At 56.3% G+C, this 16946-nt stretch carries 17 protein-coding genes; 11 read left to right on the top strand and 6 right to left on the bottom strand.

The genetic code is table 11. The features are described 5' to 3' along the window. Nucleotide 1 precedes the first annotated feature (1 nt). Nucleotides 2-271, top strand: a complete 270-nt coding sequence (locus tag JT31_RS13340) for a DUF1145 family protein (RefSeq protein ID WP_167549842.1) — start codon at nucleotides 2-4, stop codon at nucleotides 269-271. Here the strand turns inward: JT31_RS13340 and JT31_RS13335 are convergent. Further along, the gene (locus JT31_RS13335) at nucleotides 259-630 is read right to left on the bottom strand and encodes a DUF2500 domain-containing protein (RefSeq protein WP_038477889.1); all 372 of its coding nucleotides are present in this window, start codon (nucleotides 628-630) and stop codon (nucleotides 259-261) included. The genes JT31_RS13340 and JT31_RS13335 overlap by 13 nt on opposite strands. Before the next feature lie 121 nt (nucleotides 631-751). Here JT31_RS13335 and JT31_RS13330 point away from each other — a divergent pair, with 121 nt between their 5' ends. Beyond that, the gene (locus JT31_RS13330; RefSeq protein WP_038477877.1) at nucleotides 752-1378 is read left to right on the top strand and encodes a lysoplasmalogenase; all 627 of its coding nucleotides are present in this window, start codon (nucleotides 752-754) and stop codon (nucleotides 1376-1378) included. 2 nt (nucleotides 1379-1380) lie between these two features. On the opposite strand, the gene JT31_RS13325 is transcribed toward JT31_RS13330, so the two are convergent. From JT31_RS13325 to JT31_RS13315, 3 genes are all read right to left on the bottom strand, one after another. After that, complete coding sequence (locus tag JT31_RS13325; RefSeq protein ID WP_235212875.1) at nucleotides 1381-2751, bottom strand: PTS transporter subunit EIIC; 1371 nt, start codon at nucleotides 2749-2751, stop codon at nucleotides 1381-1383. Nucleotides 2752-2807: 56 nt separating this feature from the next. Continuing rightward, on the bottom strand, nucleotides 2808-3878 hold the full coding sequence (locus JT31_RS13320; RefSeq protein WP_038477871.1) for an SIS domain-containing protein: 1071 nt from the start codon (nucleotides 3876-3878) through the stop codon (nucleotides 2808-2810). A 163-nt stretch (nucleotides 3879-4041) separates the two neighbouring features. After that, a complete protein-coding gene (locus JT31_RS13315) occupies nucleotides 4042-5088 on the bottom strand; it encodes a LacI family DNA-binding transcriptional regulator (protein WP_038477868.1) in 1047 nt (348 codons plus the stop codon). Nucleotides 5089-5272: 184 nt separating this feature from the next. On the opposite strand from JT31_RS13315, the gene zntA reads away from it, so the two are divergent. The 3 genes from zntA (at nucleotide 5273) to JT31_RS13300 (ending at nucleotide 8347) form a co-directional block, all read left to right on the top strand. Beyond that, entirely contained in the window at nucleotides 5273-7486 is a 2214-nt protein-coding gene (gene zntA, locus JT31_RS13310) for a Zn(II)/Cd(II)/Pb(II) translocating P-type ATPase ZntA (RefSeq protein ID WP_038477865.1), read from the top strand. 142 nt (nucleotides 7487-7628) lie between these two features. Continuing rightward, nucleotides 7629-7940 carry a type II toxin-antitoxin system HigB family toxin gene (locus JT31_RS13305; protein ID WP_038477862.1) on the top strand — a complete coding sequence of 104 codons (312 nt, stop codon included), beginning with the start codon at nucleotides 7629-7631 and terminating at the stop codon, nucleotides 7938-7940. After that, nucleotides 7937-8347 (top strand): helix-turn-helix domain-containing protein, encoded by a 411-nt coding sequence (locus tag JT31_RS13300; RefSeq protein ID WP_038477859.1) that lies wholly within the window; start codon nucleotides 7937-7939, stop codon nucleotides 8345-8347. The genes JT31_RS13305 and JT31_RS13300 overlap by 4 nt, the downstream gene beginning before the upstream one ends. A 6-nt stretch (nucleotides 8348-8353) precedes the next feature. Here JT31_RS13300 and tusA read toward each other — a convergent pair whose 3' ends face one another. Beyond that, nucleotides 8354-8599, bottom strand: a complete 246-nt coding sequence (gene tusA, locus JT31_RS13295; RefSeq protein WP_008458604.1) for a sulfurtransferase TusA — start codon at nucleotides 8597-8599, stop codon at nucleotides 8354-8356. Nucleotides 8600-8773: 174 nt separating this feature from the next. Here tusA and JT31_RS13290 point away from each other — a divergent pair, with 174 nt between their 5' ends. The 3 genes from JT31_RS13290 to JT31_RS13280 all read left to right on the top strand — a co-directional run bounded on the left by JT31_RS13290 (nucleotide 8774) and on the right by JT31_RS13280 (nucleotide 11249). Then, the gene (locus JT31_RS13290) at nucleotides 8774-9439 is read left to right on the top strand and encodes a 7-cyano-7-deazaguanine/7-aminomethyl-7-deazaguanine transporter (RefSeq protein ID WP_016538599.1); all 666 of its coding nucleotides are present in this window, start codon (nucleotides 8774-8776) and stop codon (nucleotides 9437-9439) included. A gap of 72 nt (nucleotides 9440-9511) precedes the next feature. Further along, complete coding sequence (locus JT31_RS13285; protein ID WP_038477855.1) at nucleotides 9512-10069, top strand: DcrB family lipoprotein; 558 nt, start codon at nucleotides 9512-9514, stop codon at nucleotides 10067-10069. Between the two features lie 130 nt (nucleotides 10070-10199). Continuing rightward, nucleotides 10200-11249, top strand: a complete 1050-nt coding sequence (locus JT31_RS13280; protein WP_038477852.1) for an AI-2E family transporter — start codon at nucleotides 10200-10202, stop codon at nucleotides 11247-11249. A gap of 6 nt (nucleotides 11250-11255) precedes the next feature. On the opposite strand, the gene JT31_RS13275 is transcribed toward JT31_RS13280, so the two are convergent. After that, nucleotides 11256-11966, bottom strand: coding sequence for an FMN-binding negative transcriptional regulator (locus tag JT31_RS13275; RefSeq protein ID WP_235212874.1), 711 nt, complete (start codon nucleotides 11964-11966; stop codon nucleotides 11256-11258). Nucleotides 11967-11993: 27 nt separating this feature from the next. Between JT31_RS13275 and JT31_RS13270 the strand changes: the two genes are divergently transcribed. The 3 genes from JT31_RS13270 to JT31_RS13260 all read left to right on the top strand — a co-directional run bounded on the left by JT31_RS13270 (nucleotide 11994) and on the right by JT31_RS13260 (nucleotide 16787). Continuing rightward, nucleotides 11994-13481, top strand: a complete 1488-nt coding sequence (locus JT31_RS13270; RefSeq protein WP_038477849.1) for a PLP-dependent aminotransferase family protein — start codon at nucleotides 11994-11996, stop codon at nucleotides 13479-13481. A gap of 19 nt (nucleotides 13482-13500) precedes the next feature. Next, entirely contained in the window at nucleotides 13501-14106 is a 606-nt protein-coding gene (locus JT31_RS13265; RefSeq protein WP_038477845.1) for an ATP-dependent Clp protease proteolytic subunit, read from the top strand. A gap of 128 nt (nucleotides 14107-14234) precedes the next feature. Then, nucleotides 14235-16787 (top strand): TonB-dependent receptor, encoded by a 2553-nt coding sequence (locus JT31_RS13260; protein ID WP_038477842.1) that lies wholly within the window; start codon nucleotides 14235-14237, stop codon nucleotides 16785-16787. The last annotated feature ends 159 nt before the right edge of the window (nucleotides 16788-16946 follow it).

The raw sequence follows: 16946 nt of genomic DNA, 5'->3' as shown, positions 1-16946 counted from the left end.
GATTCTGATTAACTTTGGCCGCCTGCTGATGCTTTGCGTCTGGGGTTTTCTGATTTTTAACCTGATTCACCCTTATCCGCGCCCGCTAAACATTTTTGTTAACGTCGCGCTGATCTTTATGGTGATTATGCACGGCCTGCAGCTGAGCCTGCTGAAAGCCACGCAGCCAAAAGACGGCCCGGCGCTTGGCCGTCTTGAGCAGATTAAGATCTTTGTCTTCGGCGTGTTTGAACTGCTTATCTGGCAGAAAAAGCTGCGTCAGGGCAAGTGAGTTTCTTCGGGGACGAAGCTGACAAAGCGCGTCCCCTTATAGCTCAGCGTGCCTTTATCTCCCACCGTTACCGCATTGTATTCCGCCGCTGCTACCCGCATTTTCATCTCCATGCCGCCGCTCTGGGGCGCAAACCAAATCTCATAGCGGATTGAGTCCTCCGGCGGCGTAACTTCCCGCTGGCGCGAGCGCCTGTCATTGGACGGTTTTTCACGTTTGGTCGCCACCACCACTTTTTTTACGCTCAGCGGTGCCGCGTCGTTTTCGATGTTCTGGCGGCGCTGCTGCAGGTAGCGGAAAGAAGCGGCAACGGCTATCACCACAACGATCGCGATAATAAAAATGGGAGGCTTACTCATGGCTTTTTCTCTAATTGTCAGACACTTTTAAGCATAACCCTGGCGCCGCGCCGTTGTCATCTGCGACGCTTAGCCACTAGACTGAATACTGTTACGCCAACAATTAGAATAAGGATATGCCATGCTTTGGTCATTTATTGCTGTTGCGTTATCTGCCTGGATTTACATTGACGCTTCCTGGCGCGGGTCCACCTGGCAGCGCTGGATTTTCAAGCCGGTCACCCTGCTCCTGCTGCTGCTGCTGGCCTGGCAAGCGCCGATGTTTGAAGCTGCGGGCTACCTGATTGTGGCGGGTCTTCTGGCAACGCTTGTCGGCGATGCTCTCACGCTATTACCGACCCAGCGCCTGCTCTATGCGGTGGGCGCTTTCTTCCTTTCACATCTGCTGTATACCATCTATTTCGCCAGCCAGATGACCTTAGCCATCTTCTGGCCGCTGCCTCTTGCCCTGCTGATTATCGGTGCGCTGCTGGTGGCCACTATCTGGACGCGGCTTGAAGCCCTGCGCATGCCTATTCTGACATTTATCGGCATGACGCTGGTGATGGTCTGGCTGGCGGCCGAGCTTTACTTCTTCCGCCCGACGGCCCCAAGCTTCTCCGGGTTTGTGGGTGCCAGCCTGCTGCTGCTGGGCAATATCGTCTGGCTGGTCAGCCACTATCGGCATCGTTTCAGAGGCGACAGCGCGATTGCTGCCGCCTGCTACTTTGCCGGGCACTTCATGATTGTTCGCGCCCTGTATATCTGAGGTTAACGCCTGTCTTCCGCCAGGGAGGCAGGTTCCAGCCTGCGGGTTTTGCCGTAGATAATGGTTAATACCGCAGGCACCGTAAACGCCACCGCGATCGCAATCACCTCATAAATCATCTTTGAATCCGGCCCGCTAAACAGCCCCAGCTCGAACACGTTCAGCACCGGCAGGAAGCTGTAGGTTTTCACCCCCAGCAGCCCGGTAATACCGCCGCCCAGCGCCGCGCCGATGCAGCCAAACACGAAGAGCATGCGGTATTTCAGGTTCACGCCGTACAAAGCCGGTTCGGTAATGCCGAAGAAGGCGGAAAGCGAGGCGGAAATCGCAATTTGCTTATCTTTCAGGTTGCGGGCAATAAAGATAGCGCCAAACGCCGCGCCAAACTGCCCCATCACCGCCGACATAAACATCGCCATAATAGTGTCGTAGCCGTTGACCTGAATGTTAATCAGCGCCAGTGGAATAATGCCCCAGTGCACGCCAAACACCACGAACAGCTGCCCAATCCCCGCCAGCAGCGCGCCGGAAATTACCGGGCTGAGGTTGTACAGCCACGCATAGCCATTGGCGATGCCAACGCCGACATAATCAGCCACCGGGCCAATCACGGTGAACACCACAAAGCCGCTAATGATCAACGATAAACAAGGCACGAACACCAGCGCGGCAATCTCAGGGATCACCTTTTTCAGCCAGCGTTCGACGTGGCTCAGGAAGAGCACGGCAAACACCGCCGGGATCACTGCCCCGCCGTAGATTTTCACGTTCAGGGCCAGGCCCATGACGTGGAATGCGCCGGGCACGCTGGCATCCGTCAGCGGGAAGATCATCGCGGCCGTCAGCGCCAGCGCGCTAAATTTATTGGCCTTAAAGCGTTCCGCCGCGGTGACCGCAATAAACATCGGCAGCATGACGAAGACGCCGCTCGACAGCGCATTGAACACGGTAAAAACATAGGAGTGGGTATCGACCAGGTTCATCGTCTGCAACAGAACCACGATACCTTTCACAACCCCAACGCCAGCCAGTACGCCGATGTAAGGGGTGAACATCGCCGAAAGCGTTGCCAGCAGGCGGTTAATCACCGAGCCCTGCGGCGCGGCGGGCTCCTCTGCGGAAGGCTCACCCATCTGCGCCATTATTGCCTGAAAGACTTTTTCAACCTTTGGCCCAATCACAATCTGGAATTGCCCTGGGTTTTCAACCAGCTTGACTACCTCCTGCAACTTATAAAGCTCGTCTTTATTAATCTTACTTTTGTCTTTGAGGGTAAAACGCAAGCGGGTTGCGCAGTGGGTAAGATGCTCTATATTTTCTGCCTCGCCGACGTGCTGAATTATCTGCCGGGCAAGTTGACTGAAGGTAGCCATAATCATTCCTTAGTAGCAAGGTATGGAAATTATTGTTGAGTAGGGTACAGCCCGTATCAGGCGTAATCGCCCGGTTTAGTTTTGCTTTTCACCGCAACGCCAAAGTCGGTGAAAATTCGCTGTGGAAGGTTATTCCCTTTCGCCTCGGCAATATGGTGAGCCAGTATCTGGAACGGAATAACCATGATCAGCGGAGCAATAAACTCATCAACATCGGCTTTCACCGCCAGCGTGCGTGGATCGTGGTCCTCGCCTAACTTAATGGTGTACACGTAGTCGGTATATTTCTGCTCATAGGCTTTCAGCAGCAATAAACGTTCGCGAGCCAGGCCCGGCGTATCAATAAAGAACATCCGGTGAGTGCCGTTCACTTCGAAATAGGGCCCGTGCATAAACGCTTCCAGCTCCACGCCCTGGGAAGGAACGCGAATCGTCTCGGCAAACTTGGTTTCCATCTCTTTGATAACGCCGACGCTCGGCCCGTAGCCAATGGAGGTAAATCGCGGGGAGGCGGCCAGCTCATCCTGCCACCTGGTAAAGAAAACTTCGGTGTCGGCGATAATGCCCGGGATAGCCTGCACCGCCACGCCCAGTTTCCTCAGCTCGGCCGCTTCCTGTTCGGCGTCGATCTTCCCGCTGCGGCGAGCCGCAAACACGCCCAGCAGCATGAATTTCAGGATGGTGGCAACGTACCCTTTGGTCACGTAGCCCACGCGCTCTTCGCCAATTTCAATATCAACCACATGGTCAACGTTTCGCGCCAGTTCACTGCCCGTTTTGCTGGTGATGCCCAGCGTTTTTACCGCGTGAGTCTGGCGAATATGCTGGATCGCGTTGATGGTCGAGGTGCTTTCCCCACTCTGGGAAACGCCTATCACCAAATCAGCCGTCTCACTGAACTTTTCGTAGTGCTGAAAGTGGAAAGGCTCCTCCACCGTGATGCGCACGTCCGCCAGCTTTTCCACGTAGTATTTCGCACTTTTGATGGCGTTAATGCTGGAACCCGTAGCCAGAACTAACCACTCCTTTTGCCCCTCCAGGACCGGAAGATCGGACGGATAGCGGGCAATCATGGCGCTTAACGTCGCCTGCTCTTCATGGATATAGGTCATCATTGTCGGTTTCATCGGCTCTCCTGTAATCAAAACATGAAAACGTTTTCAGGTTTTAGGCTAGAGGAGTCGGGCGAGGCTTGTCAACGCCAGATCGCGCAACTGTTAGCGGGATCAAAAAATATCGCAGAAGGGAAAACGGGCGGACGCCGAAAAAAGCGTTATCCGCCGTTGAAAACTAAGAGGATTCACCGCCGGTCAGGCTAAGAGGGATCTTTTCTGCCGCGGCCACGTCAGCATTCTGATTCAGGATGGCCATTAATCGCCGCATAACCTCTTTGCCAATTAACGCGTTTTGATGGTCAACGGTGGTAATGCGTGGAATAAAATATTCGCTGCCGGGAAAATATTCGCAGCTCACTACGGCGATATTTTCTGGCACCAAGAGGTTCTTATCTTTTAGCGCGCGGATGGCACCTTTTGCGACGTGGTCGTTAATTGCCACAATGGCGTCCGGCAAGGCTTCATTGTTAGCAATTAGCGATTCGATAGCCTCATAGCCATGCTGTAAATAAAAGTTATTCAGCACCACGAAACTATTTTCTACCGGTAAACCTGCTGACTCCAGCTCGGTGCGAAATACCGCTTCACGCTCGCGAGTAATATAAACATTCTTCGACCCGCCGATAAAACCAATCCGCCGGTAGCCTTTATCAATAAGATGACGAGTCGCTAACCTCACGCATCCGGTCTGGTCACGTTCAACGCAGGCATATTCCACGCCCTGAAGCTTACGCCCCACCACCACGACCGGCACGGTGGCGATGAGTTTTTTCAGCTCCTGCAGATAGGTCGCTGAAATATCGTTGTAGTCGATGTTGCCGCCCAGAATAATCACGCCGTCTATCTGGCTGTCGGTGATGGAATTAAAAATATGCTCTTCGGGCACCACCGGCGCTTCGCGAGAGGTTCTGTTTGCCGATTGAGTGTCGTACAGCGTGACTTTGTAGCCGAGCCGCAAGCTTTCATGCTCAATCTGCGCCACCAGCATCACAAAGTAAGGGTTACTGATATCCGAAACGACAATTGCCAGCGTCTGGGTTTTCTTCGAGATCATGCCGCGCGCGAGTAAATTTGGGCTGAAATTATGTTCCTGAATCACTTTTTCGACCCGGCTGCGCGTTTTGTCTGCCACCCAGCTGTTGTTGTTCAGTACCCGGGAGACGGTGGCGATGGACACCTGCGCCAGCTCCGCAATATCTTTGATTGTCAGTGGTTTTTTCATCGACTCATTCTCATCCCGACCTGCGGATAATACTAGGGGAAGCGCCCCGGGGAAGCAAAGGCCAATGCTGAAAACTGCCGCCCGTGAGCCAGAAACGTTATCAGGCAAAAAAGGGGCTTGACTCTGGAGTTGACTCCAGAGAGTAACATCGCTAATGAGAAAATTATCATTACCGGAGGGCGCCATGCTCAACACACCCCAAGACGGCAAAAAGCCACCTCAGTTTGCGTTTGCCAAACTTAGCCCGCTGCAGGCAGAAGGCCCCTCCTGCTGCGCCGATGACACCTGCTCTGCGCAAAATCCAGAGCCGGAAATCGCCGACAACGGCAGCCGCTACAGCTGGCACGTTGAGGGGATGGACTGCGCGGCCTGCGCCCGCAAAGTAGAAAATGCGGTGAAACAGGTGAGCGATGTTCAGCAGGTTCAGGTGGTGTTTTCTACCGAAAAACTGCTGGTCAGCTCTGCGCGCGACGTTCGCAGTGACGTAGAAAAAGCCGTCAAGGCCGCAGGCTACACCCTGAATGCAGGCAATGCGCCGAAGCAGGAAAAAAGCAGCAGCCTGCAGGAAAACCTGCCGCTGATCCTGCTTATTGTGCTGATGGTGATTAGCTGGGGGCTCGAGCAGTTCAACCACCCGCTCGGCAACCTGGCGTTTATCGCCACCACGCTGGTTGGCCTGTGGCCGATAGCCCGCCAGGCGGTCCGCCTGATCCGCAGCGGCAACTGGTTTGCCATTGAAACGCTGATGAGCGTCGCGGCCATCGGCGCACTGTTTATCGGCGCTACCGCCGAAGCAGCGATGGTCTTGCTGCTGTTTCTGATCGGTGAACGTCTCGAATCCTACGCCGCCAGCCGTGCGCGCCGGGGGGTAAGCGCCTTAATGGCGTTAAAGCCGGACGTCGCTATTCGCCTCCGGGACGGCGAGCGCGAAACCGTCGCTCAGGCCGAGCTTCGCCCCGGCGACGTTATTGAGGTCGCCGCCGGTGGCCGACTGCCGGCCGACGGTCGCCTGCTCAGCGGTTTTGCAAGCTTTGATGAAAGTGCCTTAACCGGGGAATCCGTGCCGGTAGAGCGCCAGCAGGGCGAAAAAGTCGCCGCAGGCAGCACCAGCGTGGATCGCCTTGTTCAGTTGGAGGTGATTTCCGAACCCGGCGACAGCGCCATCGACCGCATTCTGCGGTTGATTGAAGAAGCCGAGGAGCGCCGCGCGCCCATCGAACGCTTTATCGATCGCTTTAGCCGGATTTACACGCCGATTATCATGCTTCTCGCGTTACTGACCGCCGTCGTTCCTCCTTTGCTGTTCGGGCAAACCTGGGAACCGTGGATCTATAAAGGCCTGACGCTGCTGCTTATCGGCTGCCCGTGCGCGCTGGTTATCTCCACGCCTGCGGCCATTACTTCCGGCCTTGCCGCAGCCGCACGCCGTGGGGCGTTGATTAAAGGCGGCGCGGCGCTGGAGCGTCTCGGTCAAATCCAGCAGGTCGCCTTCGATAAAACCGGCACCCTGACGGCAGGTAAACCGCAGGTCACCGCCATTGCCGTGGCTGACGGGATTGAAGAAGACCAGCTTCTGGCGCTCGCCGCCGCAGTAGAACAGGGTTCAACGCACCCTCTGGCTCAGGCCATTGTGAGCGCAGCACAACAGCGTAATTTGCCAGCTTTCGTCGCGGAAAATCACCGCGCGCTGGCCGGAGTTGGCGTTGAAGCGAATATCCAGGGTGAAACGCTGTTGCTCAGCTCACCGTCCAAACTTGACGCTCAGGCACTCAACGAAGTCTGGCAGCAACGTATCGCGAAGCAGGAAGAAGAGGGCCAGACGGTCATCGTGGTACTGCGTTCAGGGCAGCTGCTGGGCACCATCGCCATGCGTGACACTTTGCGCAGCGACGCGCGTGAAGCGGTTACCGCCCTTCATCAACTGGGCATTCAGGGCGTGATGCTGACGGGGGATAACCCACGAGCGGCGGCGGCAATAGCCAACGAACTGGGCATTGATTACCGCGCCAGCCTGCTCCCGGCAGACAAAGTGGCGGCGGTGAACAAACTGAATGCCACCGCGCCGCTGGCGATGGTCGGCGACGGCATTAACGATGCGCCGGCGATGAAAGCGGCCACCATCGGTATTGCCATGGGCAGCGGCACGGACGTCGCGCTGGAAACCGCAGATGCCGCCCTGACCCACAACCGCCTGACCGAACTGGCAAGCATGGTGCGGCTCGCCAGAGCCACCCATAACAACATTCGCCAGAACGTGACGATTGCGCTGGGGCTGAAGGGGATTTTCCTGGTCACCACCCTGCTCGGCCTGACCGGCCTGTGGCTGGCGGTGCTGGCAGACTCAGGCGCTACCGCGCTGGTAACGGCGAACGCCATTCGCCTGCTGCGGAAGAAATAGTTTTCGAGTCATCTTCCGGATTTTTACTCAATCAATGGAGCAAGGACGCTCACGTGTAAAAATGAATCCCCCGCCCGCAAGTTGACTGATTGGCAACTTGCGGGCATAATTATTGCCAATCAGTCAACTTCAGGATGAAGTGATGCATCTGATTACGCTGAAGACGCTTATAGAAGCGGGTCAAAGATTTCCCAGACATAGGCAGGAACTGCAAATTCTCGGCAAAGTGCTGGAAAAAGGCTTCTTTCCAACGCCGGAATCACTTAAGCGGATTTATCCTTCACTGGATAACTTTAAGTACCTCGATAAACATTACGTCATCAATATCGCCGGCAATGAACTCAGGCTGATTGCGCTTATCTTTTTTACCAGCCAGAAGTTCTACATCCGCCATATCATGACGCACAGCGAATACATGCGGTTTACTGAAACACACCGGGGAAAGAAGAGATGATTGCTGATGCGCTTAAAGCCGCCGAAGCATTGAAAACGGCGGTTCCACTGCTGGGTGGCAGCACCAGAGAAAAAGATTATCTGGCGGCGCTGGAGCTGGTCGAATACCTGCTGCTCAATGACCCAGAAAACCCACTGGTTGAGATTGTCAGCAGCAAAATCTCTGCCTGGGAAAACGCACAGCCTGAAGTACAGACGTTCCGAGCGGAAATGCAGGCAATCCCGGCCGGGATAGCCATGCTGAAAACCCTGATGGAGCATCACCAATTAAAACAGAGCGATTTTCAGCAAGAGATTGGCAGCAAGTCGATGGTATCCCGCATTCTCAGCGGCGAACGACAGCTAACCACCGAACACATCCGCCGGCTTTCCCGGCGCTTTGGCATCTCACCTGCCCTCTTTTTCTGAGAGGGATCAGTGGCTCTTACGCAGCAAATAGCGGTAAGGCAGCGCGTCGGTTTCGCTGGCAACCAGCTCATGTTCCATAAAGCGGCAGAAACCGGGGATATCGCGCGTGGTGGCCGGGTCGTCGGCTATCACCAGCAGCGTTTCGCCTACGGGCATATTGCGCACGGTTTTGCGCACCATCATCACCGGCTCCGGGCAGCGCAGGCCAAGGGCATCCAGCGTATGGTCGGGGGTTGCGAACAAATCGGTCATAGCACTCTCAGGTCGTCAAAAACCGCGCTAGTTTACGCCGGGGAAAATCTGGCGCAAGCCGCGTGAACGATTGCGTTAAAATTAACCATTGCAATGAAAAGCTAAAGCAGTATCATCCCCGCGCTTTACATTTTTGACTGGGTTCCCTCACCCCACTACTAAAAAGGCTACAACATGATGCAGTTCAGCACTCGCCAGCGTACTAATGCGCTGTTTTGGCTATCGCTTTTTCATTTGCTGGTGATCACCTCCAGTAACTATCTGGTTCAGCTTCCGGTCTCCGTCTTCGGGTTTCATACGACCTGGGGCGCCTTCAGCTTCCCGTTTATCTTCCTGGCGACCGACCTTACGGTGCGTATTTTCGGCGCTCCGCTGGCGCGACGAATTATTTTCGCGGTAATGATCCCGGCGCTGGTTATCTCCTACGGCATCTCAGCGCTGTTTTACATGGGAAGCTGGCAGGGCTTTGAAGCGCTAACCCACTTCAACCTGTTCGTCGCCCGTATCGCAATCGCCAGCTTTATGGCCTATGCGCTCGGCCAGATCCTCGACGTGCACGTCTTCAACCGCCTGCGTCAAAACCGCTGCTGGTGGTTAGCGCCTACCGCTTCCACGCTGTTTGGTAACGTGAGCGACACGCTGTCGTTCTTCTTTATCGCCTTCTGGCGCAGCCCGGACGCCTTTATGGCCCAGCATTGGGTAGAAATCGCCGTGGTCGATTACTGCTTCAAGGTTCTTATCAGCCTGATTTTCTTCCTGCCGATGTACGGCGTATTGCTGAATATGCTGTTGAAACGCCTCGCAGATAAATCCGAAATCTCCGCGCTACAGCCAGGTTAAACGCGGGCTGAATATCTTGTGTTAAGATGCAGGCATCGGCCTTGTGGCTTGCTAACGGAAAGGAATAACGCGATGCGCAACCTGGTAAAATATGTCGGTATTGGCCTGCTGGTAGTGGGTCTTGCCGCCTGTGACAACAACGACAGCAAAACCGCTACCGCCGGTAGTCAGGCAGCCAGCAGCGCCAGCGGCCAGCCTATCGAACTGCTGGACGGCAAGCTGAGCTTCGCTCTACCGGCAGACATGACCGATCAGAGCGGCAAAGTGGGCACCCAGTCCAACAACATGCACGTTTATTCTGACGCGACCGGCCAGAAAGCAGTGATCGTGATTGTCGGCGACAACACTACCGACGACCTTGCCGCGCTGGCAAAACGTCTGGAAGAACAGCAGCGCGCGCGTGACCCGCAGCTTCAGGTCGTGACCAACAAATCCATTGAGATCAAAGGCCACGAGCTGCAACAGCTGGACAGCGTTATCTCCGCCAAAGGCCAGACCGCCTACTCTTCCATCATCCTTGGGAAAGTGGACGACAAGCTGCTGACCATGCAGATAACGCTGCCTGCGGATAACCAGCAGCTGGCGCAGACCAACGCGGAAAACATCATCAATACCATCGCCATCAAGTAAGCGTTGCGCGATGCATTAATGGCTCCGCCTCTCGCGGGGCCATTTTTTTCTTCATTTTCAGACAGACTGCCGCAGCCTCGCGCCCGGGAAGCACTACACTAAAAGCACCGTTTCCTGACAGGACGTCTGCATGACTCCCCCTCAACTCGATAAAACCGGCCTGCATATTTTGCTCAAGCTTGCCGCGTTAGTGATTATTCTCGCTGGCATTCACGCCGCCGCCGACATCATCGTTCAGCTGCTGCTGGCGCTGTTCTTCGCCATCGTTCTCAACCCGCTGGTCACCTGGTTTATGCGCCGGGGCTTTAACCGCCCGCTGGCCATAACCATCGTGGTGCTGGTGATGCTGGTGGTGCTCACTTTACTCGTTGGCGTGCTGGCAACGTCGATGAACGATTTCATGGAACAGATGCCGCAGTTCAACAAACTGCTGACGCAGAAGGTGCGAGAAATAGAGCATGCGATGCCGTTCCTGCATTTGCCGCTGTCGCCGGAACGTATGCTGCAAAAGCTCGACTCCGACAAGCTGATGACCTTTGCCACCACCTTAATGGCCGGTCTTTCAGGGGCGATGGCCAGCATTTTACTGCTGGCGATGACGGTGATTTTTATGCTGTTTGAAGTGCGTCACGTGCCCTATAAGCTGCGCTTCGCGCTGGCAAATCCGAAGCTTCACATCGCCGGCATGCACCGCGCGTTAAAAGGCGTCACCCACTATCTGGCGCTGAAAACGTTTATCAGCCTGCTGACCGGTATCATTATCTGGCTGGGATTAAAGCTGCTGGGCGTGCAGTTTGCGCTGATGTGGGGCGTGCTGGGCTTTCTGCTCAACTACATTCCCAACATCGGCTCGGTTATCTCTGCCGTGCCGCCGATGATTCAGGCCTTCTTGCTTAACGGCACCTATGAAATGCTGATGGTCGGGGCGCTGTTCCTGGTGGTGCACATGGTGCTGGGGAATATTCTGGAACCCCGCATGATGGGGCGCGGGCTGGGGATGTCGACCTTTGTGGTATTCCTCTCGCTGCTGTTCTGGGGCTGGCTGCTCGGCCCGGTGGGCATGCTGCTCTCGGTGCCGCTGACCAGCGTCTGTAAGATCCTGATGGAGTCGACCCAGGGCGGGGCGAAACTGGCTATTCTGCTGGGGCCAGGCAGGCCAAAAAGCCGTCTGCCGGGATAATCTCAGCTATTTTTTATCACGCCTGGCGATGCTGTGCAGCATCGCCTCGCCAATTTCCCGCTCGCCTTTCGCCATCAGCCCCTGAGCGGCTCCGGCCCGATCCTCAAGCTTTTTGTTCTGCCCGAGTTTTGTCTTGCCGATAAGCGAGGCCAGAGGAATTTCTATTCCGATAATGGCCTTCAGCATTGAGTCGATAAACGCCGGCGGCGCATCGCTGACCTGCCACGGCATTTCCATCGGCGCCTCCTGCTGGCGCGTCAGGCTGGTTATCTGCTGCAGCACGAAATCTGCATCATCCCGCACGGTGATTTTCCCTCGCGCCTGCACGGTCTGATAGTTCCAGGTCGGCACCTCTTTATGATGTTCCAGCTTGCCCGGATACCAGCCAGGAGAGATGTACCCCTGCGCACCGCGAAACACGACCAGCACTTCCTGCTCCGGCTGAAGTGAGCGCCACAGTGGGTTAGCCCGGGCGATATGAGCCCGGAGCGTGCCGAGTTCGCCCTGCTCGGGGCAAAGTTCAAAGGGGATATCAAAAGCGTCCGGCACGCCTGCACTCTGCACGATCAGTATGCCCAGAGGATTAGCCCGGATAAGCCCCTGCAGCACATTAATATCGTGCTCCTGGAAATGGCGAGGAATGTACATTGGCAGCCCTTTATTGGCGGTAATTTTACCCAGCTTATGGCCGAAGTGGTTTATGATAAAGAACCACATTCCCGCAATATGACCGAGCCACAATGCATGTCACGTAAAGCCCGAGCCGTAGATATTCCCGCCATCGGCGAACTTGACCGCCGCAGCGGACAGCTAAGCTTGCAGCTGGCCAAAGCGCTGAAAAATGCCATCCATAAAGGCGAGCTGAAAAGCGGCGACCTGTTGCCCTCCACGCGCGTGCTGGCTGGCGCACTGAATGTGGCGCGCGGCACCGTGCTGGAAGCGTTCGAACAGCTGGTTGCGGAAGGTTTTCTGGAATCCAGACACGGCTCCGGCACCAGAGTGGCCTACGCGCCGGAAAGCCCGCAGCCGGTTCAGCCAACACGTCCTGGAGCAACAATTCCGCTTTCTGCCCAGGCGCAGGCATTTGCCAAAGTCGGCGAGCAGCTAAAAACGCTGGCCCCAAAGCCGTTTGCCGTTTCCGTGCCTGTAGGCGACACCGCCCCGGACGACGTGTGGCGCAAGCTCGGCAACCGCATTCGGGCGCGAGGCGCCGGTGCCCCGTCGGGCTATGCCGACCCGCAAGGCGCGCTGGTCCTGCGTGAAGCTATCTGCGAATACGTCAGAAAGTCGCGTTCGGTGCGCTGCACGCCGGAGCAGGTCATCATCACCTCCGGCAACCAGCACGGCCTGTACCTGACGCTGCAAATCCTGCTGGAGGCGGGGGATTCAGTGTGGATGGAGGAGCCCGGCTACCCTGGCGCCACGTCGCTGTTTGAGACGATGTTCCGCGACCGCAAGATGGTAAGAGTCGCCGTTGACGACGAGGGGCTGGACGTTGAGTCAGGCAAAAAGCTGGCTCCTGACGCCCGCGCCGCGTTCGTTACGCCCTCGCATCAATACCCGATAGGCATGCCGCTCAGCATGTCGCGCCGCGCCGCTTTACTGGAGTGGGCGCAGGCAAATCAGGCCTGGATAATTGAGGACGACTACGACAGCGAGATGCGCTACGCGGGCCATCCGTTCCCGGCGCTACAGGGGCTTGGGCCGGAGAACGTTATCTACCTCGGCACCTTCAGTAAAATCCTCTTCCCGTCTTTGCGCCTCGGCTATGCCGTGGTGCCTGAGCAGCTGGTTTCGGCCTTTTGCGGAGCACGCATCCTGATGGACAGGCAGCCGCCGGGGGCTGACCAGCACGTGCTGGCGAGCTTTATTTCCGAGGGACACCTCGACCGCCACCTGCGAAAAATGCGCGGCGTTTACGCCGAAAAACGTCGGGTACTGATGGCGGCTGTAGAACAATACATTTCCCCGGACGTGGCCTGGCTTCAGCCCTGTGACCAGGGCATGCACATGGTGCTTTGGCTGCGCCACGGCCTGGACGATCACCAGGTTGTGGAGCGGGCAATGCAGGCCGGAATTGCCGTCCGTGCGGTGTCGCATATGTTTACGCCAGACAGGCAGAAAGCCGGTATTTTGCTCGGGCTCGGCGGCTACAGTGACGAAGAGATCGTTCGTGCCGTGCAGCGCCTGAATGAAGTGCTATGCTCTAGTGCATCCCTGATTACGCCATAAAACTGGCAGGAGACTGATTATGCTTACGTTTTTAGAAAAAGATGAACCTGAAGAAAGCGCTACCCCCGCCAATGTATCAGGGCTAATGCAGCAAAAAATGCTGGATTCACGCTCGATCATTATCTCCGGTGAGATAACTCAGGCGATCACCAAAGAGGTGGTGTCCCAACTGTTGCTGCTGCAAAGCATCAACGACAAGCCGATTAAGCTGTATCTCAACAGCCAGGGCGGCCACGTTGAGGCGGCGGACACCATTCATGACGTGATCAAATTCATCAAGCCGGAAGTCCATATCATCGGCACCGGCTGGGTTGCCAGCGCCGGGATCACCATCTTCCTGGCCGCGGACAAAAAGCACCGCTATTCGCTGCCAAACACCCGCTTTATGATTCACCAGCCGCTGGGCGGCGTGCGCGGCCAGGCCACGGACATTGAGATTGAAGCCAGAGAGATTATTCGCATGCACGAACGCGTGAACAAGATGATCTCAGAAGCCACCGGCCAGCCGCTGGAAAAGGTGAAGCAGGACACCGACCGCAATTACTGGATGTCGCCGAAAGAAGCTATCGATTACGGCATTGTCGGGAAAATCATTACCCGCTTCTCGGAGCTGAATATCGACTAGCAGCCGGATAAAATGAACAAGAATCACCAGGCCACCCACGCTTAATTAAAAAATTTTCTGCCTGATTTTCCGTTTCGCGTGACCTCTCTGAAGCAGTACTTCTCGTTACTCACCTTCAGGGATACATCATGACGATAAAAAATAACGGAAAGGCTACGGCCATTTCCGACGCGAGCCAACCTGCACAGCTCCCTCGCGCCCCGCTTGCGTCTGGCATTGCTTTATCCGGCCTGCTGGCGCTGGCAACCGGTTTACCCACGTTTTCCTGGGCGACAGAAGCCTCCTCAGCCGCCAGTCAGGCGTTTTCCGTGCCTGCCGGGCCTTTGAGCAGCGCCCTGCAAACGCTGGCAAGCGATGCCAACGTGATGCTCGTTTTCACCCCAGACCAGGCTGCGAATAAAACCACTTCGGGCCTCAAGGGGCGCTACTCGGTACAGAGTGCGTTTGACCATCTGCTGTCAGGCAGCGGCCTGAAAGCCGTTCGCGAGGGAAACAGCTATCGACTCGTCTCCACGGGAGCCGCCGCTGGTGAAGCCGCGCCGATTAGTGTGCCGGAGCTTTCCGTGGTCAGCGGCCTGGACGACAGCGTGGTGGCCGGGCGTTCAACGCTGAAGAAAGAGAATATCGAGCGGATCCAGGCGGATAACGTCGCCGAACTGCTGGATAAACTGCCGGGCGTCTCTTCTGCCGGTTCACCACGTCCGGGCGGGCAGAGCCTGAACATCTGGGGCATGGGCGGTATGGAAGACATCAAAGTGACGCTGGACGGCGCGCCCAAAGGGTTTGAGAAGTACCGCCAGGGTTCGGTGTTTATCGAGCCGGAGCTTATCAAGCAGATCGACGTCGATAAGGGCCCGTTTAACCTCGCCAACGGCAACGGCGGCTTCGGCGGCAGCATTAAAATCGTCACCAAAGACGCGGCCGACCTGCTACAGCCCGGTGAAAACTTTGGCGGCATGCTGAAGTACGGCTTCCACACCAACGATAACCAGAATATCTACAGCGGGGCGCTGTACGGCAAAACTCCGGAAGGCTTTGCCGACGGTATGCTCTACGCCAGCAAACGCGATGGCGGCAACATTACCCGCCCGGACGGCACCCATTTCGACTATTCCGCCAACCGGCAGGGCACCTGGCTGGCAAAAACCAACCTCTATCTGACCGACTCGCAGACGCTGACGCTCTCGGCCATGCATTCGGAATCCACAGGCTGGCAGCCTTTTGCCGCCAAGCGGGACGACATCGCCGCCCCCAGTCAGGCCGATATCAACAAATACGGGTTCGACGAAGCCTGGCGCAGGAAGCTGGTGTACCGCAACCAGACCGATGAAAACTACTCCGTGAAGTGGAATCTGGCCCCGGCAGAAAACCCGTGGATAGATCTGACGCTGAGCTATGCCTGGTCCAAAACCAAACAGCACGACACTCGCCCTGACTCCGCAGGCACTTCCAGCTTCCTCGGCACGCTCGGCAATGAGAGCTGGGTGGACTACAAAGACAATCTGGTGGAGGTCAGTAACAAGAGCCGTTTCAGCACCGGGCCGGTGGATCACCTGCTGGAAATCGGCGCGAGCTGGCATAAAAATCAACGCGACGCGCTGATGTACTACCCTGGCTACAAGAAGAACGCGGCCTACAACTATGGCTACTTCCAGCCGTATTACATGCCTGCCGGGGAGCAGCAAACGCGCGGCCTGTATATCCAGGACAGCATGACGCTCGGCAGCGTCACCGTTACGCCAGGCGTGCGCTACGACAGCGTGACGAATACCGGCGAGCCAAATATTGCCTCAATGTACAACAGCAGCGATCCGAAAGTCGGCCACGATTACAGCAGCAAAAGCTATCACGGCTTTACGCCTGCGCTTGGGCTGGTCTGGAAGGCCACGCCGAATATGTCGCTGTTTGCCGACGTCACTCGTACATGGCGTGCGCCGACGATCGACGAGCAGTACACCGTACAGTACGCGCTGTCTAACGTCTCCGGCACCAGCCGCGACCTGAAGGTTGAAACCATCCACAGCGTTCGCGGTGGGATGATCCTCAACTTCAACGACCTGCTGGCAGACGACGACAGCGTGCAAATCCGCACCACGCTGTTCCGCAACCGCGGCAAAGACGAAATCTTCTATCGCCGCGGCGTACTGTGCGGGGCGCAGTCGGTGAAAAGTGGCGCGAACTGCGGCTCGCCGCTGTCGAACTACCGTAACCTGCCGGGATACACCATCCAGGGACTGGAAATTGAGTCGTTTTACGACAGCCACCGCATGTTTGGCAGCCTCTCGTTCTCCACCATTCGTGGCCAGCGTGATGCTTCGCCGCGCGACCCTTGGGGTAATAAAACCTGGATCGCAGAAATTCCGCCCGTCACCGCACACACCACGCTGGGCGTAAAAGCCCCCGAATGGAACATGACGTTCGGCTGGACGATGGATATGGCGCGCAAGCAGGACCGTTCGCCGCAGGACGGTGACCCGTTAGCGGGCATCTGGGCACTACCAAAAACCAAAGGCTATGCCCTGCAGGGGCTGTTTGCCACCTGGCAGCCGGAACAGGTTAAAGGCATGGAGGCTCGCGTAGCCATCGATAACCTGTTCAACACCGACTACTACCCGTACCTGGGCGAGTCCGTCTCCGGCATCGGGCGCAACATCAAGCTGAGTATTTCTCAGAAATTCTAATGGATTATCCGCAGTGCCGGCCCCGGCGCTGCGTTCTCATTGCTCGCAAAAGTACATTAATACTCCGCAATCTCTTGACATAAAAATAGAGAAATGAAAATAATAATGATTATCATTTAATATTTATCACGCCCTGATACCGATCGATGGTGAGTCACG

It is taken from the genome of Cedecea neteri, assembly GCF_000757825.1.
Taxonomy (GTDB): domain Bacteria; phylum Pseudomonadota; class Gammaproteobacteria; order Enterobacterales; family Enterobacteriaceae; genus Cedecea; species Cedecea selenatireducens.
The sequence above is the reverse complement of the archived record's forward strand: the minus strand, read 5'-3'. Positions and strand labels throughout refer to the sequence as shown.

What these genes read in the sequence shown, in the direction of transcription:
- JT31_RS13335 (WP_038477889.1), bottom strand. Translation starts at nt 630, where the DNA reads ATGAGTAAGCCTCCCATTTTTATTATCGCGATCGTTGTGGTGATAGCC.
- JT31_RS13330 (WP_038477877.1), top strand. Translation starts at nt 752, where the DNA reads ATGCTTTGGTCATTTATTGCTGTTGCGTTATCTGCCTGGATTTACATT.
- JT31_RS13325 (WP_235212875.1), bottom strand. Translation starts at nt 2,751, where the DNA reads ATGGCTACCTTCAGTCAACTTGCCCGGCAGATAATTCAGCACGTCGGC.
- JT31_RS13320 (WP_038477871.1), bottom strand. Translation starts at nt 3,878, where the DNA reads ATGAAACCGACAATGATGACCTATATCCATGAAGAGCAGGCGACGTTA.
- JT31_RS13315 (WP_038477868.1), bottom strand. Translation starts at nt 5,088, where the DNA reads ATGAAAAAACCACTGACAATCAAAGATATTGCGGAGCTGGCGCAGGTG.
- zntA (WP_038477865.1), top strand. Translation starts at nt 5,273, where the DNA reads ATGCTCAACACACCCCAAGACGGCAAAAAGCCACCTCAGTTTGCGTTT.
- JT31_RS13305 (WP_038477862.1), top strand. Translation starts at nt 7,629, where the DNA reads ATGCATCTGATTACGCTGAAGACGCTTATAGAAGCGGGTCAAAGATTT.
- JT31_RS13300 (WP_038477859.1), top strand. Translation starts at nt 7,937, where the DNA reads ATGATTGCTGATGCGCTTAAAGCCGCCGAAGCATTGAAAACGGCGGTT.
- tusA (WP_008458604.1), bottom strand. Translation starts at nt 8,599, where the DNA reads ATGACCGATTTGTTCGCAACCCCCGACCATACGCTGGATGCCCTTGGC.
- JT31_RS13290 (WP_016538599.1), top strand. Translation starts at nt 8,774, where the DNA reads ATGATGCAGTTCAGCACTCGCCAGCGTACTAATGCGCTGTTTTGGCTA.
- JT31_RS13285 (WP_038477855.1), top strand. Translation starts at nt 9,512, where the DNA reads ATGCGCAACCTGGTAAAATATGTCGGTATTGGCCTGCTGGTAGTGGGT.
- JT31_RS13280 (WP_038477852.1), top strand. Translation starts at nt 10,200, where the DNA reads ATGACTCCCCCTCAACTCGATAAAACCGGCCTGCATATTTTGCTCAAG.
- JT31_RS13275 (WP_235212874.1), bottom strand. Translation starts at nt 11,966, where the DNA reads ATGTGGTTCTTTATCATAAACCACTTCGGCCATAAGCTGGGTAAAATT.
- JT31_RS13270 (WP_038477849.1), top strand. Translation starts at nt 11,994, where the DNA reads ATGTCACGTAAAGCCCGAGCCGTAGATATTCCCGCCATCGGCGAACTT.
- JT31_RS13265 (WP_038477845.1), top strand. Translation starts at nt 13,501, where the DNA reads ATGCTTACGTTTTTAGAAAAAGATGAACCTGAAGAAAGCGCTACCCCC.
- JT31_RS13260 (WP_038477842.1), top strand. Translation starts at nt 14,235, where the DNA reads ATGACGATAAAAAATAACGGAAAGGCTACGGCCATTTCCGACGCGAGC.